The organism is Sciscionella sediminilitoris (assembly GCF_000737195.2).
GTDB lineage: Bacteria > Actinomycetota > Actinomycetes > Mycobacteriales > Pseudonocardiaceae > Sciscionella > Sciscionella sediminilitoris.
Genome location: NZ_JALM01000154.1, coordinates 1 through 15,812 on the forward strand (window position 1 = coordinate 1; position 15,812 = coordinate 15,812).

General features: G+C 67.9%; 20 protein-coding genes. 9 read left to right on the forward strand and 11 right to left on the reverse strand.

Translation table 11 applies throughout. The features are described from left to right. From AD72_RS34320 to rpsL, 3 genes are all read right to left on the reverse strand, one after another. Nucleotides 1-314, reverse strand: a 314-nt coding sequence (locus tag AD72_RS34320) for a GTP-binding protein (protein WP_031470841.1), incomplete at its 3' end; no start/stop codon positions are given. A 37-nt stretch (nucleotides 315-351) separates the two neighbouring features. Further along, complete coding sequence (gene rpsG / locus AD72_RS34325; protein WP_031470824.1) at nucleotides 352-822, reverse strand: 30S ribosomal protein S7; 471 nt, start codon at nucleotides 820-822, stop codon at nucleotides 352-354. A 1-nt stretch (nucleotide 823) separates the two neighbouring features. Beyond that, nucleotides 824-1,198 carry a 30S ribosomal protein S12 gene (rpsL, locus tag AD72_RS34330; RefSeq protein WP_015805295.1) on the reverse strand — a complete coding sequence of 125 codons (375 nt, stop codon included), beginning with the start codon at nucleotides 1,196-1,198 and terminating at the stop codon, nucleotides 824-826. A 354-nt stretch (nucleotides 1,199-1,552) separates the two neighbouring features. On the opposite strand from rpsL, the gene AD72_RS34335 reads away from it, so the two are divergent. Beyond that, complete coding sequence (locus AD72_RS34335) at nucleotides 1,553-2,428, forward strand: SDR family oxidoreductase (RefSeq protein WP_031470825.1); 876 nt, start codon at nucleotides 1,553-1,555, stop codon at nucleotides 2,426-2,428. Between the two features lie 100 nt (nucleotides 2,429-2,528). Here the strand turns inward: AD72_RS34335 and AD72_RS34340 are convergent, their stop codons facing one another. Both AD72_RS34340 and AD72_RS34345 read right to left on the reverse strand, forming a co-directional pair. Further along, on the reverse strand, nucleotides 2,529-3,899 hold the full coding sequence (locus AD72_RS34340) for a sensor histidine kinase (RefSeq protein ID WP_031470826.1): 1,371 nt from the start codon (nucleotides 3,897-3,899) through the stop codon (nucleotides 2,529-2,531). Nucleotides 3,900-3,905: 6 nt separating this feature from the next. Next, nucleotides 3,906-4,649, reverse strand: a complete 744-nt coding sequence (locus tag AD72_RS34345) for a response regulator transcription factor (protein ID WP_231645146.1) — start codon at nucleotides 4,647-4,649, stop codon at nucleotides 3,906-3,908. Between the two features lie 188 nt (nucleotides 4,650-4,837). On the opposite strand from AD72_RS34345, the gene AD72_RS34350 reads away from it, so the two are divergent. Beyond that, nucleotides 4,838-5,737, forward strand: coding sequence for an isocitrate lyase/PEP mutase family protein (locus AD72_RS34350; RefSeq protein ID WP_037348398.1), 900 nt, complete (start codon nucleotides 4,838-4,840; stop codon nucleotides 5,735-5,737). On the opposite strand, the gene AD72_RS34355 is transcribed toward AD72_RS34350, so the two are convergent. Beyond that, nucleotides 5,734-6,357 carry a YigZ family protein gene (locus tag AD72_RS34355; RefSeq protein WP_051899329.1) on the reverse strand — a complete coding sequence of 208 codons (624 nt, stop codon included), beginning with the start codon at nucleotides 6,355-6,357 and terminating at the stop codon, nucleotides 5,734-5,736. The genes AD72_RS34350 and AD72_RS34355 overlap by 4 nt on opposite strands. Further along, nucleotides 6,354-7,031 carry an SDR family oxidoreductase gene (locus tag AD72_RS34360; RefSeq protein WP_031470830.1) on the reverse strand — a complete coding sequence of 226 codons (678 nt, stop codon included), beginning with the start codon at nucleotides 7,029-7,031 and terminating at the stop codon, nucleotides 6,354-6,356. The genes AD72_RS34355 and AD72_RS34360 overlap by 4 nt, the downstream gene beginning before the upstream one ends. Before the next feature lie 38 nt (nucleotides 7,032-7,069). Here AD72_RS34360 and AD72_RS34365 point away from each other — a divergent pair, with 38 nt between their 5' ends. After that, nucleotides 7,070-8,386, forward strand: a complete 1,317-nt coding sequence (locus AD72_RS34365; RefSeq protein ID WP_031470831.1) for an MFS transporter — start codon at nucleotides 7,070-7,072, stop codon at nucleotides 8,384-8,386. Between the two features lie 34 nt (nucleotides 8,387-8,420). Here the strand turns inward: AD72_RS34365 and AD72_RS34370 are convergent, their stop codons facing one another. Then, entirely contained in the window at nucleotides 8,421-8,957 is a 537-nt protein-coding gene (locus AD72_RS34370) for a MarR family winged helix-turn-helix transcriptional regulator (protein ID WP_082469332.1), read from the reverse strand. Between the two features lie 258 nt (nucleotides 8,958-9,215). Between AD72_RS34370 and AD72_RS34375 the strand changes: the two genes are divergently transcribed. Together AD72_RS34375 and AD72_RS34380 are read left to right on the forward strand one after the other, a co-directional pair. Continuing rightward, nucleotides 9,216-10,136: an NAD-dependent epimerase/dehydratase family protein gene (locus tag AD72_RS34375; RefSeq protein ID WP_031470833.1), complete on the forward strand. Its 921-nt coding sequence runs from the start codon at nucleotides 9,216-9,218 to the stop codon at nucleotides 10,134-10,136. 120 nt (nucleotides 10,137-10,256) lie between these two features. Beyond that, entirely contained in the window at nucleotides 10,257-10,913 is a 657-nt protein-coding gene (locus AD72_RS34380) for a response regulator (RefSeq protein ID WP_026197130.1), read from the forward strand. Between the two features lie 3 nt (nucleotides 10,914-10,916). Here AD72_RS34380 and AD72_RS34385 read toward each other — a convergent pair whose 3' ends face one another. Both AD72_RS34385 and AD72_RS34390 read right to left on the reverse strand, forming a co-directional pair. Next, nucleotides 10,917-11,399, reverse strand: a complete 483-nt coding sequence (locus AD72_RS34385) for a pyridoxamine 5'-phosphate oxidase family protein (RefSeq protein ID WP_037348400.1) — start codon at nucleotides 11,397-11,399, stop codon at nucleotides 10,917-10,919. Then, on the reverse strand, nucleotides 11,399-11,986 hold the full coding sequence (locus AD72_RS34390; RefSeq protein WP_031470835.1) for a TetR/AcrR family transcriptional regulator: 588 nt from the start codon (nucleotides 11,984-11,986) through the stop codon (nucleotides 11,399-11,401). The genes AD72_RS34385 and AD72_RS34390 overlap by 1 nt, the downstream gene beginning before the upstream one ends. A gap of 206 nt (nucleotides 11,987-12,192) precedes the next feature. On the opposite strand from AD72_RS34390, the gene AD72_RS34395 reads away from it, so the two are divergent. The 4 genes from AD72_RS34395 (at nucleotide 12,193) to trmB (ending at nucleotide 15,441) form a co-directional block, all read left to right on the forward strand. Continuing rightward, the gene (locus AD72_RS34395) at nucleotides 12,193-13,146 is read left to right on the forward strand and encodes an ABC transporter ATP-binding protein (RefSeq protein WP_031470836.1); all 954 of its coding nucleotides are present in this window, start codon (nucleotides 12,193-12,195) and stop codon (nucleotides 13,144-13,146) included. Further along, nucleotides 13,143-13,886: an ABC transporter permease gene (locus tag AD72_RS34400; RefSeq protein WP_031470837.1), complete on the forward strand. Its 744-nt coding sequence runs from the start codon at nucleotides 13,143-13,145 to the stop codon at nucleotides 13,884-13,886. Before AD72_RS34395 ends, AD72_RS34400 begins: the two co-directional genes overlap by 4 nt. A gap of 290 nt (nucleotides 13,887-14,176) precedes the next feature. Beyond that, a complete protein-coding gene (locus AD72_RS34405) occupies nucleotides 14,177-14,752 on the forward strand; it encodes a hypothetical protein (RefSeq protein ID WP_231645147.1) in 576 nt (191 codons plus the stop codon). 68 nt (nucleotides 14,753-14,820) lie between these two features. After that, the gene (gene trmB, locus AD72_RS34410) at nucleotides 14,821-15,441 is read left to right on the forward strand and encodes a tRNA (guanosine(46)-N7)-methyltransferase TrmB (RefSeq protein WP_231645148.1); all 621 of its coding nucleotides are present in this window, start codon (nucleotides 14,821-14,823) and stop codon (nucleotides 15,439-15,441) included. Here trmB and AD72_RS34415 read toward each other — a convergent pair. Next, the coding region (locus tag AD72_RS34415; protein WP_031470840.1) for a PfkB family carbohydrate kinase at nucleotides 15,428-15,812 on the reverse strand (385 nt) is incomplete at its 5' end. The two genes, trmB and AD72_RS34415, sit on opposite strands and share 14 nt — an antisense overlap.

Here is a 15,812-nt window from a genome sequence, read left to right on the forward strand (position 1 = left end):
ACCGCGCCGTCGAGCACCCGCAGGGAGCGCTCCACCTCGGCGGTGAAGTCGACGTGCCCAGGGGTGTCGATGATGTTGACCTGGTAGTCATCCCAGAAGGTCGTGGTAGCAGCCGAGGTGATGGTGATACCCCGCTTCTGCTCCTCTTCCATCCAGTCCATGGTGGCCGCGCCGTCATGGACCTCGCCGAGCTTGTAGTTGATCCCGGTGTAAAACAGGATCCGCTCGGTCGTCGTGGTCTTCCCGGCATCGATGTGCGCCATGATGCCGATATTGCGGACCTTGTTCAGGTCGGTCAGCACGTCACGTGCCACGGAAATTCCCCTGTCTCAAGCGAACTTGGCCGGTGGTTCACCAGCGGTAGTGGGCGAACGCCTTGTTGGATTCGGCCATCTTGTGCGTGTCCTCGCGGCGCTTCACGCTGGCGCCGAGGCCGTTCGAGGCGTCGAGCAGCTCGTTCATCAGCCGTTCGGTCATCGTCTTCTCCCGGCGTGCCTGGGAGTAGGTCACCAGCCAGCGCAGCGCGAGCGTGTTCGCGCGGCCGGGCTTGACCTCGATCGGCACCTGGTAGGTGGCGCCACCGACACGGCGGCTCTTCACCTCGAGGGAGGGCTTCACGTTGTCGAGCGCGCGCTTGAGGGTCACGACCGGGTCGGTGCCGGTCTTGTCCTTGGTGCCTTCGAGCGCGTTGTAGACGATCCGCTCGGCCACCGACCGCTTCCCGTCCCGCAGCACCTTGTTGATCAGCTGGGTGACCAACGGCGAGGAGTAGACCGGGTCGGAGACGAGCGGCCGCTTCGGGGCCGGTCCCTTACGGGGCATGTCAGCTCTTCTCCTTCTTCGCTCCGTAGCGGCTGCGCGCCTGCTTGCGGTTCTTCACACCCTGGGTGTCGAGCGAACCGCGGATGATCTTGTAACGCACGCCGGGGAGGTCCTTCACACGACCACCACGCACGAGCACCATCGAGTGCTCCTGCAGGTTGTGCCCCTCACCCGGGATGTACGCGGTGACCTCGATACCGCTGGTCAGCCGCACGCGCGCGACCTTGCGCAGCGCCGAGTTCGGCTTCTTCGGCGTCGTCGTGTACACGCGAGTGCACACCCCACGCCGCTGCGGGCTCCCCTTGAGCGCCGCAGTCTTCTGCTTGGCGACCTTGTCCTGGCGGCCCTTGCGGACAAGCTGCTGGATCGTGGGCATTAACCCGGCTTTCTCTCGTGCTGCGTTGCTTCTGCTCTTCTGTTCCCCGACGCGTGACCACCGAACCCCCAGCCCCCGAGGTCGGGCGTGTCGCCCGCTTCTCGACCGCGTAGCACCGCAAGTCGCTCACTCGAGGCTCTGGTGAGGGTTCCGCGGTGCGTACGCACGCGGACGACCCGACAATCGCCGGGCACGAGCATCAAAGATACCCGCCCCGTGATAGCCGGTCAAAACGGGGTGGGTCGAACATGCCGAGTTCACTCCCGCACGGCCCGGCTGTCAAGCATCCACACCGGTGCGCGCACACCTCGATCACGCCACAGAACCCCCACGCCGAGACAGTATCGTCAAGGCATGAGTCTGTGGCGCAGCAGGGTGCTGGTGACCGGCGCGGCCCGCGGGATCGGCGCGGCGACCGCACGGGAGCTCGACGCGCGCGGCGCCCGGCTCGCCCTCCTGGACGCCGACACCCCGGCGCTGCGTGAGCTCGGCGCCGAACTGGGCGAGCGGCACGTGGTCATGCCCGGCGATGTGACCGAGTCCACTGCCGTCCGGCTCGCCGTCGACGCGGCCGCCGAGAAGTGGGGCGGGCTCGACGCGGTCGTGGCCAATGCCGGCATCGCGAGCTGGGGCACCGCGGCCGAGCTCGATCCCGAGGCCTTCGCCCGCACCGTGGAGGTCAACCTCACCGGGGTGTTCCGCACCGTGCACGCGGCACTGCCGCACATCCTGGAATCGCGCGGCTATCTGCTGCTGGTGTCCTCGCTCGCCGCGATGCTCCCGGTACCGGCGGGCAGTGCCTATGCGGCGAGCAAGGCGGGCGTCGAGGCGCTGGCCAACAGCATCCGGCTCGAGCTCGCCGGGCGCGGGGTCGCGGTGGGCAGCGCACACATGGGGGTCGTCGATACGGACATGGTCGCCGAGGCCACCGCGGCGATGCCGGTGTTCGGTTCCGTCCAGCGACTGCTGCCCTGGCCACTGAACGGCACCACGAGCCCCGAGGACTGCGCGCGCCATTTCGTCACCGGCATCGACCGCCGCAGCCGCCGGATCTACGTGCCCCGGGCGGGTGCGCTGGCCAATCCGCTGCGGCCGCTGCTCGGTTCCGCGCTGCTGGACTGGACCGTCACCAATTTCGGCTCCGGCATGCTCGCCGAGGCCGAGGCACAGCTGGCCAGGTTCGGCAGCGCGCTCTCCGAACGCATCTCCAGCCTGAGCCCGGACAGCTGAGCCGGGGCTCGTCCTCAGCGGCAAATCAGCGGCAAAGCCGCTCTTTCCACCAAGGCAACCGGCACCCGCACCGCCACGCAAACCGGGCCGCAATAGACAGTTACAGCGGGAGGGTGCAGGAGAAGGTACAGCCCTGCCCCGGCTCACTGGTCACCCACAGCTCGCCGCCGTGCGCGGTGACGATCATCCGGCAGATCGCCAGTCCGAGACCGCTGCCACCCATCCGGTGGTATCCCGCGCTCGGTAACCGTTCGGCCCATTCGAAGATCCGCTCGCGCTCCGGTTCGCTCAGCCCTGGCCCCTGATCGGTGACCGAGAGGCCCGCCATGTCCTCGCTGCTCCAGACCCGGACCCGGATGTCCCCCTCCCCCGCGTATTTCACCGCGTTGTCGAGCAGGTTCGTGATCACCTGGTCGATCCGCTCGCGGTCGGCGAACACCTCGACCGGTTCCCCTTCCACGGTGATGTCCACGCCGAGCATCATGCCCGCGGCACGGAACCGTTCGGCGACCGTTCCCGCCTCCTCGGTGAGCTCGATTCTGTTGCGCAGCAACTGGATCCCGCCACCCTCGAACCGGGCGAGGGTGAGCAGGTTGTCGATCATCCGGCTCATCCGCAGTGCTTCGCCGAGGCTGCGCTGTACGCCGGAGGCATCGGATTCGGCGAGATCCGGAGACTCGCGCAGCAGTTCGAGTTCGAACCGGATCATGGTCAGCGGGGTGCGCAGTTCGTGCGAGGCGTCCGCGATGAGCCGCTGCTGTTCGGCGAGCCCCTGCCCGATCCGGCCGAGCATCTCGTTCAGCGTTCCGGCGAGGGTGCCGAGTTCATCGGCGCTGCGCGGCACGGTGATCCGCTCGTCGAGCCGGTCCATGGTGATGGTGCGGGCACGTTCCACCATGGCGGTGATCGGGCGCAGCGCCGAGCGGGTGAGCAGCCAGATCCCGAGCATGGCGAGCGCGATCGTGACCGGGATTCCGACCGCGAGCGCATCACTGATGTCCGCGACGGCATGCTCGATCGCGGTCAACGGTGAGCCGATCACCAGGACCGGGGCGCCGGGGCCCGCACCACTCGGGCCGGCGACGATCCGGAAGGCGCGCTGCTGCCCCGGCGGCACCAGGCGCATGCTCTGCACACTGTTCCGGGCCCGTTCGAAGACTTCGCTGTCCCCGGCCAGCAACACGGGAGCGGACCGGATGCCGTGCCTGGCGAGGATCCGGCCGTCGCCGCCGAGCAGTTCGGTGGTCGCGTCGTTGGAGCGAACCGCGTCCAGCCCGGCCTCGGCGACCTCGGCGAAATCCGCCCGGCTCACCCCCTCCCGGACCATCAGCGAGAACGCCGCGCGTAATGCCGTGTCGTCGCGCTCACCGAGCTCGGCACCGAGCCAGGCCGGGGCCGCGATCCCCAGCAGGATCAGCGGTATGGCGAAGATCGAGCCGAACCACAGGACGAGGCGTAACCGGATCGGCACTGCGGCTCAGGTTTCGATGCCGTAGCCGATTCCACGAACCGTCCGGATCAACTCCGGACATCCCGCGGCCGTGAGTTTTCTGCGTATATAGCCGACATACACATCGACTACATTCGATTTACCGAGCGCCGCCGATCCCCAGACATGGTGCAGAAGTTTCGTCCGGGACAATGTTTGCCCACTGTGTAACATGAGGTACTCGAGCAACCGGAATTCACGCGTGGACAACTCGATGTCCACGCCCTGGTAACGCACCCGGTACACATCGGGAACGAGCTCCACTCCACGCGCGGTGATACTCGTCGGACGTTCCTGTGGTTTCCGCCGTAATACGGCGCGCAGCCGGGCCATCAATTCGGTGAACGCGAAGGGCTTTATCACGTAGTCGTCGGCGCCGCAGTCGAGTCCCCGCGTCCGGTCGCGCACCGAATCCCGCGCCGTGATCATGATGATCGGGAGCCACTTTCCGTTGTCCCGCAACGTGTTGCAGACTTCGAACCCACTCATCCCGGGCAGCATCACATCGAGGAATGCGGCATCGTAGGCATGTTCGCTCGCCGCGTGTACCGCTGCATTCCCGTCCCGCACCACATCGACGAGATGCCCGTCGGATGTCATGCGTTTCCGTATCGCATCGGCGAGCCGCTGCTCGTCCTCGACAACCAGAATCCGCACGTATTGCCCTCCTCCCCATCGAGCATGACAGTGGGATATCCGCACCGAATCGTCCATATGGGTCACATTCTTCACTATCGGAAGCACCTCTGCGTAATCCTGTGAAAGCAGCGTTAATATTCGCGCGGAACACCTATTCATGCGAAACCGATGAGAGCCCGGTGAGAATCGGTCACCGAGTGTCCGCGAATCCGTGCCGGGCACACTTTGCCGCTGCTACCAAGGAATCACCGTGTCCACCGGATAGCTAAGGAGATCCCTTGATGTACAACGGAAGACAGTTCCGCGCGGCGATCGGCCGGACCGGCGTCACCCCGCTCATCGGAGTGTTCGACATGTTCTCGGCCTCGGTCGCCGCCAAACACTACGACGGCCTTTTCGTGTCCGGCTTCGGGTTCGCCGCCTCCTACTACGGCCTGCCGGACATCGGGTACATCGCCTGGCCGGACATGGTCAACTTCGTGTCCCGGCTGCGGCTGGCCTTCCCCGAACACCACCTGCTCGTGGACATCGACGACGGTTATGTGGACCCGGAGGTCGCCTGCCACGTCGTCGAGCAGCTCGAAGCCATCGGCGCATCCGGGGTCATCCTCGAGGACCAGAAACGGCCACGCCGATGCGGGCATGTCGACGGGAAGCAGATCCTGCCGCTCGAGGAATACCTCGAGAAACTGAACCTGGTGCTGGACACCCGGCGCGATCTGGTCGTCGTCGCCCGCACCGATGCCACCGAGGAGTCCGAGATCCTGCGCCGCGCCGAGGCCCTTGCCGACACCCGCGCCGATGTGGTGCTCGTGGACGGGGTGCGCAGCGTCGACTGGATCCGGAAGGTACGCGCGGTGATCGGCGACAAACCGTTGCTGTTCAACCAGATCGCCGGTGGCAAATCCCCACGGCTCTCGCTGCGCGAACTCGAGGATCTCGGCGCGGATGTGGCGATCTACTCCACGCCGTGCCTGTTCGCCGCCCAGTCGGCCATGGACGAGGCGATCGCCACGCTCAAACGCGATGGCGGAAGGCTGCCCGAGATGGGACCGGATTCCATCGGCGTTCCCCAGGCGCTCGAACTGCTCGAACAGAACATGAGCCGGTTCCATCCGAAGCGACCGGCGAATATCGAGCGCTCCTTCGAGGAGGAGGCGGTCACCGTCTCGGTGAACTAGACCCAGGCCTCGCCGAGGGTGGTGGTCCGCGCGGCTCCGGCGGTGAGTTCGGCCAGCCAGGCCTCGAACCGGAGCCGTTCCGCGACCGGCACACCGACCTCGATCTCGGCGTCGCGGCCGTAACTGGTCTCCCGCACCGCATAGCCGGACTGGCGCAGGTCGTGCTCGAGTTTCCCGGCGAGGGCATGGTCCACGGTGACCACGATCAGCTCGAGGCGCCTGCGCCACACGGTGCCGATGGCCTCCACGGCTGCGGCCACCGCGCCCCCGTAGGCGCGCACGAGCCCGCCCGCGCCGAGCTTGATCCCGCCGAAGTACCGGCTGACCACGGCGACGGTCGCGGTGAGCTCGGCACGCAGCAGCACCTCGAGGATCGGCACCCCGGCCGTGCCCGCCGGTTCCCCGTCATCACTGGAACGCTGTTCTCGTTGGGGAACACCGATCACGAAGGCATGGCAGTGGTGCCGGGCGTTCGGTTCCGCCCTGCGCCGCCTGGCGATGAAGGCGCGGGCCTGCTCCTCGTCCTCGACCGGGGCGAGCGCGGCGATGAACCGGGACCGGCGTTCCTCGATCTCGTGCGTGCCCTCGGCCGCGATGGTGCGATAGCCCTCGACGGTCACCGGTTCGGCCGGATCACGATCTCCGGAATGGCCGCGTCCGTTCCCGCGGTCACCGCGGTACGCACCGCATCGGCGACCGATTCCGGACGCAGGTACTGCTCCGGTTCGAAGTCCTGGCCCTCGGCGGCACGCACCCCGCGCTGCATCTCGGTCGCCGTGCGGCCCGGGTACACCGTCGTCACGCGCAGCGCGGGTTCCTCGGCACGCAGCACATCGGCGTAGGCGCGCAGGGCGAACTTGCTCGCCGCGTAGGCGCCCCAGTCCGGGCTCGCGTTCCGGCCCTGCCCGGAGTTGATCAGCACGACATCCGCGTGGTTCTCCCGCAGCGCGGGCAGCAGCAGCCTGGTGAACTCGGCGACCGCGAGCACGTTCACCCGCATCGTGCGTTCCCAGCTCGCATAGGAGGTCTGCGCGAGCGGAAGGATCTCCGCGACCCCTGCCGAATGTACGAGTACGTCCACCCTCGGGAACCGGGCGGCGAGTTCGGCCGCGGTCTCGGGTTCGGCGATGTCCCCGGCATGCACTCCGGCATCGGGCAGCTCCGCGGCGACCGAACCGAGCGCATCGGCGTCCCTGCCGAGCAGTTCGACCCGGTGAGTGGAGCCGAGCGCCCGCGCGATGGCGGCGCCGATGCCACGGGATGCTCCGGTGATGACGGCGACTGGTCGTTGCATGCACTCAACTCTAGAGTGCCAGCGTGGACAAACCTGCGATGGTGCAGCGCGCCGTGATGCGCAAGGTCGTGCGCCGGATCGTGCCCCTGTTGTGCCTGTTGTACCTGGTCAACTACGTGGACCGGGTGAACATCGGGTTCGCGGGGCCGAACGGGATGACCGATGAACTCGGGATGAGCGCGACCGTGTTCGGACTCGCCTCGGGCATCTTCTTCCTCGGCTATCTGGTGCTCGAGGTGCCCTCGAACCTGCTGCTGCAACGGTTCGGGGCGCGGCGCTGGCTGGCCAGGATCATGGCCAGCTGGGGCGTGCTCGTCTGCGTGATCGCCTTCGTGCCGAACCAGACGACGCTGGTCATCCTGCGGTTTCTGCTCGGGATCGCCGAGGCGGGCTTCTTTCCCGGGGTGATCCTGTACCTGACCTACTGGTTCCCCGCCGCGTACCGGGCCAGGATGGTCGCGCTGTTCATGGCCGCGGTGCCGATCTCCACGGTGCTCGGCTCCACCCTGTCCTCGCTGATCATCCAGGGGCTGGACGGATGGCTCGGGCTCACCGGCTGGCGGGTCATGTTCCTCGTCGAAGGGGTGCCCGCCCTGCTGCTCGCCGTCGTGACCTGGTTCTGTCTCACCGATCGGCCGGAGCAGGCGCGCTGGCTGTCCGCGCAGGAGCGGGAGTGGCTTTCCGGAACACTGCTCGCCGAACAGAACAGTGTTCACAATCGGCATCAGTGGTCACTTCGCAGAGCACTGATCCACCCGCGGATCATCGCTCTCGCCTTCGTGTATTTCGGCATCGCCTACGGCCTCTACGCGCTCGGTTTCTTCCTGCCCACGATCGTGAAGGGGTTCGCCGAGCAGTACGCCACCGAGTACTCGACCATCCAGACCGGGCTCATCACCGCCATCCCGTACGTGTTCGGCGCGCTGCTCATGGTCCCCTGGGCCCGGCACGGTGACCGCTCCGGCGAACGCGTGTGGCACGTCGCTATCCCCATGGTGCTCGGCGGGCTGGCCATCCCGGTCGCGCTGTACCTCGGCAGCCCGCTGGCCACCATGATCGCCGTGACCGTGTGCGCCGTCGGGGTCTGCGCCGCGCTGCCCACCTTCTGGGCACTCCCCTCGGAATTCCTCACCGGAACCGCGGCCGCCGCCGGGCTCGCACTGATCAACTCGCTCGGCAACATCAGCGGGTTCGCCGCCCCCTACATCACCGGCTGGCTGCGCGATCTCACCGGAACGCAGAACGCCGGGATGTGGGTGGTCGGCGCCTGCATGCTCGCCGGGGCGGTCACCGTGGTGCTGCTCGGCGCCGCCCCCAAGAAGACCGCCCCGACCAGTACGAACACCGGCTCGTGAGCGAGCTCGCGGCAGGTCTCCCCGGCAGTGCGCCCTACGCGTTCGCGAGCCCGAGCCGGGTCGTGTCGTGCATGTCCAGTACCCGTTGAAGCAGCCCGACGAGCTGGGTGCGTTCCGCCGGTGAGAGCGGTTCGAGCAGGGCGGACTGCACGCGGTGGGCCTCCTCGGTGATCTCCCGTTCGGCCGAGACCCCTTCCTCGGTGATGGTGATCAGCACGCGGCGGCGGTCGGGGCCGTTGCGGTTGCGGGTGACGAGGCCGTTGCGTTCCAGGCGGTCGACGAAACCGACGACCTGACTGCGGTCGACGTCGAGGCGGTCGGCGATCTCGTGCTGGGCCATCGGGCCGAAGTCGGCAAGGCAGCTGAGCACCGCATGGTCGGTGAGGCGGAGGTGGTGCTCCTCGAGACTGTGCGCCAGTGCCCGCGTCGCGGCGCGGGCGATATTGCCTGCCAGATAAGAGGGGATGCCCAGCAGCGTCGGCGGCCGTACGGCACCGGGCTCCGGTTGCGGGGCTGCCGGTCGAGCGTCCTCGCGCGTTCGTGCGCTCGGGGAACGGGGATCGCTTGTCATTTCCGGCTACCTCGCAAGCTTGCGCGCATTCGATCGGTCGGTTCCGGATCGACAATAGCCCCGAGCGGCACTCGCCATACCCGGCGCCAGGAGCGAGAACGCGACCGCCGGACGCGCCACTCACCCCCAGAGCATTATTTGATGACCGATGATTGAGAGTCTCAATCATAGTGAGTATCATCGAATACATGATCGGGCCGGACGCCCGCGAGCCGATCCGCGGGCAAGAGTCGCCCTGAGGACGATGCTGGAGGTTCTGTGCGGGTTTTCATCACTGGTGCATCGGGATGGGTTGGTTCCGCGGTCGTTCCCGAATTCCTCGCAGCCGGTCACGAAGTGACCGGGCTCGCGCGTTCACGCGCGTCGGCGGACGCCGTCACCGCGGCGGGGGCCACAGCGGTGCGCGGCAGCATCACGGACCTGGACGTGCTGCGCGCCGCTGCCGCGGCCGCCGATGCCGTGGTCCATCTGGCTTTCCCGGTGGACCTCGCGCACGACGGTCGCATGGATGATGCCGTCGCGGCCGATATCGCGACGATCGAGGCGATGGGCGAGATGCTGGCGCCCGGGAGCGCGTTCGCGATCGCGAGCGGTACCGCGGGACTCGCGCACGACGGAGTCCCCGCCACCGAACGGGACCGGCCTTCCCCGGGGGCCGTGATCGCCACCCGACAGCCTTCGGACGACGCCGCTCTCGCACTCGCCGATCGCGGCCTGCGCCCCTTGGTGCTCCGCCTGGCGCCGAGCAATCACGGTGCGGGAGACAATGGGTTCGTCCCGGCCCTCATCCGGATCGCCCGCAGCACGGGCTTCTCGGGGTACCCGGGCGATGGCTCGGCACGGTGGTCGGCGGTGCACGTCCGGGACACCGCCAGGCTCTTCCGCCTGGCCATCGAGGGCACCCCCAGTGGCTACCTGCACGCCGTGGCCGAGGAGGGAATCGCGCTGCGGGAGATCGCCGAGAGCATCGGCGGTCACCTCGGTCTCCCGGTGCGCGCGGTGCCGATGGAGCAGGTGGACGAACATTTCGGGTTCCTCGGGATGTTCCTCAAACCGGATACGCCGGTCTCCAGCGCCTTCACCCGGCAGGTCACCGGCTGGCGCCCGGCCGGGCCAGGGCTGCTCGAGGATCTCAGCACGGGCCACTACTTCACTCCCGGACCGAACAGCGCCGGGTAACCACGACTCGCCGCCTGACCAGCACGAACACCGGCTTGTGAGCGGAAGTGTTGGTTCTAACCAACACAACCGCGCACGAGCGTCCCCGCCGCCGGGAACCGCGCCTACTAGGGTGTCCGCGTGATCAGGGTGCTTTTGGTGGACGACCAGGAACTCATGCGGATGGGCTTCCGGATGGTGCTCGGCGCCCAGGAGGACATGGACGTCGTCGGTGAGGCCGAGGACGGGCAGGCCGCGATCGAGAAGGCCGCCGAGCTCCGGCCCGATGTGGTGCTCATGGATGTGCGCATGCCGGTGCTCAACGGTGTGGAGGCCACCGAGCAGATCGTGGCGGCGGGCACCGCGAAGGTGCTCGTGATGACCACGTTCGACCTGGACGAGTACGCGCTCTCCGCGCTGCGAGCCGGGGCGAGCGGATTCCTGCTCAAGGACTCGCAGCCGGGCGATCTGCTCTCCGGGCTGCGCGCGGTGGCCAGCGGGGACGCGGTCGTCTCGCCGAAGGTCACCAAGCGGCTGCTCGGCCGGTTCCTCTCCGGGGCACCCGGTGAACTGCGGGACGCCACGATCCTCGAGGAGCTCACCGAACGCGAGCGCGAAGTACTGGTGCTGATCGCGAAGGGGCTCTCGAACACCGAGATCGCCGGGAAGCTGTTCCTCTCCGAGGCGACGGTGAAGACCCACGTCGGCCGCATCCTCGCGAAGCTGGAGGTGCGCGACCGGGTGCAGGCGGTGGTGCTCGCCTACGAGACCGGGCTGGTCTCCCCCGGCGAGGCCTGACCGTCACCGCCGCCGCGTCTGGCGCACGCTCTCGCCCGGTTTCCAGATATCGAAGACCATCTCGTCCTCGACCACCCGGATGAGCACGGCCTCGGTGAGTTCGGTGCGGAACAGATCGAACCCGGTCGAGGGATCGAAGTCCTGTTCCTCGCGCAGCCAGGTCGCGAACCGGTCGAGCACCGCGGAATCGGTGACCCGCCGCGCGGTCCCGGCGATCTTCGCGTCCCCGATGGTCTTCTCCCCCTCGAGGGTGCTGCAGTTGTGCAACGCGAAACGCGGATCCCGGTCGAGATCGCGTCCTTTCCACGCTCCCGGCATGCTGCCGAAATACAGTTCCCCCTCGAAGAAATCGAGCTCCATTCCGCTGACTCGCGGGGAGCCGTCCGCGCGGACGGTGGCCAGAATCGTGTGCTGCTGCGCGGTGAGCGAGGCCTCGATCCGCTCGGCGTGTTCGGGTGCCTGCGCGCGCAGAATCGACCAGGACATCAGTCCCCTTTCTCGGTAATGGGTTGGCGCCATGCTTCGAGCACGGCATCGAGATCTCCGGCCACCCTGGTGGTGAGCGCCCCTTTCGGTTGCACCGACCAGGCGAGGACGCTGCCGTTGACCAATCCGGTGAGCACCCGCGCCGCCCGGGCCGGACTGGGCGCCGAAGGCAGTTCGGCGGCGCGCACCAGGGTGCGGATTTCCTTCTCCACGGCGGAGAACAGTTCCCCGAGTAGTGCGCGCAGTTCCCGGTCGGTGAGGTCCACACCGAGCGCGGCGACATTGTTCGCGGCCACATCCGGTGACATGGCGGGAAACCAGCCGAGCAGCGCGGCCCGCAGCCCGGCGTAACCGCCACCCGCCGCACGCGCCCGGTCCCGCATTCCGGTGGCCGCCTTGTCCTGCGCGGAAATCATCAGGGCACGCAGCAGTCCCGCCTTCGAGCCGAACCGCCCCGCCACGGTGCCGACCGACACCCCGGCACGCTCGGCCACATCCGCGACGGTGAATCCGGGACCGAGCTCCTCGATGGCCCGCGATGTCGCTTCCTGCAATGCCTCATCGGTGATCTTCCTCGGCCGCGCCACCCCGTTATTGAAGCATTGTTCATTAACTCGGGCAAGGGCACCCTCAGGGTCGGGTTCAGGGACATACCCGATGGTGGTCACCGCGAAGACCCGCGAGACTACGACCAGAGGCTGACCCGAGAAGGGCACCCTGGGATGACGCGCGAAGGCGCAGGCGCCGGGCAAAGTATCGGTCAGCAAGAGCACGGCTATACGAGGGAGAAACCATGATCGAGGCAGTCGGCCTCACCAAACGGTACGGCAGCGTGCTCGCCGTCGACGACCTTTCCTTCACGGTCCGTCCCGGTCACGTCACCGGATTCCTCGGGCCGAACGGGGCGGGCAAATCCACGACGATGCGCATGATCCTCGGCCTGGACAATCCGACGCGCGGGCAGGTACTCATCGACGGGAAGCGCTACGCCGAGCTGCGTGAGCCGCTCCGCTCGGTCGGCGCGCTGCTCGAGGCGAGCTGGGTGCACCCGAACCGGTCCGCACGCAATCACCTGCTCTGGATGGCGAAATCCAACCGGATCCCCACCAGGCGGGTGGATGAGGTGCTCGAGCAGGTCGGGCTGACCTCGGTGCAGGACAAGCGGGCGGGCGGGTTCTCGCTCGGTATGTCGCAGCGGCTCGGTATCGCGGGCGCACTGCTCGGTGATCCGGGGATCCTGCTGTTCGACGAGCCGGTGAACGGGCTCGATCCGGAGGGCATCCTGTGGATCCGCCAGTTCATGCAGCGGCTCGCCGCCGAAGGGCGCACCGTGCTCGTCTCCAGCCACCTGCTCTCCGAGATGGCGCAGACCGCCGAGGAACTCGTGGTCGTCGGGAAGGGCAAGCTGATCGCGCAGACCTCCACGAGCGCGTTCATCGACCAGGCGAGCGAATCCACCGTGCGGGTGCGTTCCCCGCGACTGGACGCGCTGCGCCAGCTGCTGCTCGGCAAGGGACACCCGGTCGACTACGTGGACGGCACGCTGCTCATCCGCGCGGCCACCACCGAGCAGATCGGCGATCTGGCCGCGGCCAACGGAATCCCGCTGCACGAGCTGACCGCGCAGCGTGGCTCGCTCGAGCAGGCCTTCATGCAGCTGACCGGCGACGCCGTCGAATTCCACACCCATCTCGACTCCGCGGCCGAGCAGGCGCCGGAGCTGACGGCCCAGGGGGCGAACCGATGACACTCATGGCAGTCGAACGCATCAAGCTGGTCACCACGCGGGCACCGTGGCTGTGCGCGATCCTCGCCCTCGCGCTCACCGTGGGACTCGCCGGGGTGTACGCGCTGCAGGCGGATCACGAGGTCACCATCGCGGGCAGCCAGCTCGGGATCTCGTTCGGGCTCATCGTGGTGATGGTGCTCGCGACGCTCTCGGTCACGACCGAATACCGCACCGGAACGATCCGCACCACTTTCCAGGCGGCACCGAGCCGGATCAAGGTACTCGGTGCGAAGGCGGCGACCGTGGCGATCATCGCCGGGGTCGTCGGCGAGCTCTACTCCTTCGCCTCCTTCGGCGTGGGACAGCTGCTCGCGAAGAGCGGAGCCGCCCCGCTGAGCACCGCGGACGACTGGCGTCAGGTCGCGGGCGCCGGGCTGCTCTACGCGGCGGGCGCGATCCTCGCGGTCGCGGTCGGCATCCTGATCCGGCACACCGCGGGCGCGCTCGCACTGCTGCTGGTATACACCCTCATGGGGGAAAATCTGATCCAGATCATCCCGAACGTCGGCGAGGACATTCACCCGTGGATGCCGTTCCACGTCGGGCAGAAGTTCCTCACCGGATCCGGCGGGGAAATGGCTTTCTTCTCGACCGGGGACGTCACACTCAGCCCGTGGGCCTCGCTCGCCTACTTCGCAGCTTTCGCGGTCGTTCTGCTCGCCATCGCGCTCGGGGTCGCGAAAAAGCGGGACGCCTAACCGAAAAGTTCGCCACTGCACCGATTCGGGGTCGGTGCGCCAGGTGAACAACCCGAGGGTTGGACCATTCGTCGGGGGATGGTCCAACCCTCTTTTTCGTTCTCACCCATGCCCCGATCGGTGGCTGCGGACATCTCTCGCATCATGCAATATGGAAAGAGGCGTCCGGCCGCAAAACGTGAAAATTGCGTTAAACCGCTGGTAACACCCAGCGCTGTTCACCGATTCCGGTGGATGATGGGGCCAGGACCCGTTGGCCGCAATCACGCTGCTGGAGGTGACAGTTGATCGTGAGTTCGGCGCTGGAACAACCGGAACCGGCCACTGGAAGCGAAGTCCCGAGACAGCCGGGACCCCGGCAATCCGGACCGCTTCGAGTGGAGCCGCTCGCCGCACTGGAGTGGTCGAGCGCGATCGCGGTGACCGGAAGGGTCACCCGCGCAAGGAATCCGGCCGAGGCACGCAAGGCATGGGTGCACACCGCGGACGAGGACCAGGTGCTCGCGCTCTATCTGGCGAGCAAGGCCGCTGACCCGCAGACCGAGGCGCCCTGGTGGCTCGAACCGCTGGCCACCGGCGCGCTCGAGGGCAGGGAGGACGCCTTCGCGGTGGAGGACCGGATCGCGAAGCTCCTCTTCGCCCGGTCCGGCTGGGTGTACACCCCGTGGGGCGAGAACGGCTATTGGGAATACCTTCCCTCGGAGAAATGGGCCCCCAACCCGACGACCCTGCTGTGCACCAACCGGCACGAGCACTGGATAGATGTGCTTCCCGCGCACGAGGACAGTGCCGAGCCGCCGGAACCGATCGCGGTGCACGGCACACTCGCACTGCGTGCCGATCTGGGCTGGATCGAGAAGCTGTAGTTTCTGATGCCGTGAGTGAGCCTGAATATCACCGCGGCGTCGTCAGCTTCGTCAACCGCGGCGGCCGGATGACCGTCGGCCAGCAGCGGGCGTGGGACCGCGACTGGCCGCGGATCGGCAGCGACCTCGCCGAGCTGCCCGACCTCGAGGAGTGGTTCGGCCGCAAAGCGCCCGTGCTGCTCGAGATCGGCTCCGGAATGGGCGAGGCGACCTCCGCGCTCGCGGCCGCCGAGCCGGAGCACAACTACCTCGTCGCCGAGGTCTACCCGCCGGGGCTCGCCCAGCTGATGTTACGGGCGGAAAACCTCGGTGTGACGAACCTCCGCCTGGTCCGGGGCGACGCCGTGGTGCTCGTCCGGGACCATCTGCCCGCGGATTTCCTCGCCGGGGTGCGGATCTTCTACCCGGACCCGTGGCCGAAGAAACGCCACCACAAGCGCCGCCTCGTCGCTCCGGAGTTCATCGCCCTGCTCGCCGCGCGCATGGCACCCGGGGCGCGACTGCACCTGGCGACCGACTGGGCCGAGTACGCCGAGCAGATGCTCGAGGTGTGCTCGGCCGAACCGCTGCTGCGCAACGAGTACGCCGACTACGCCCCGCGCCCCGAATGGCGCCCGCGCACCAAGTTCGAGCGGCGCGCCGAGGAAGAGGGCAGGCCGAGCAGGGACCTGATGTTCATCCGGCGATAGGCGGGTTCGCGATCGGCGGCTGGGCACCGTGCCACGTGGTCGCCTCCGCGCTGGCCCGCACCGCCGCCTCGAGCGCGCCCGCCTGATCCATCCCGTTCGCGAGCGCCGCGGCGAGGGTGCCCGCGAAGCAGTCCCCTGCTCCGGTCGTGTCCACCACCTCGACCGGCGGCGGGGTCGCGCTCGCTTCGCCCCACTGGGCGCCGCGCGCACCGAGGGTCAGGCACACCGAGGACAGGCCTTCGGGCAGCGCGTCGTACTCGTGCTCGTTGACGATCACCGGGTCCGCGGCGGCGAGCACATCCGCGGGGACATCCGCGACCGGCGAGGGGTTGAGCACCACCCGCACCCCGTTCGCCGCGGCGAACGGGGTG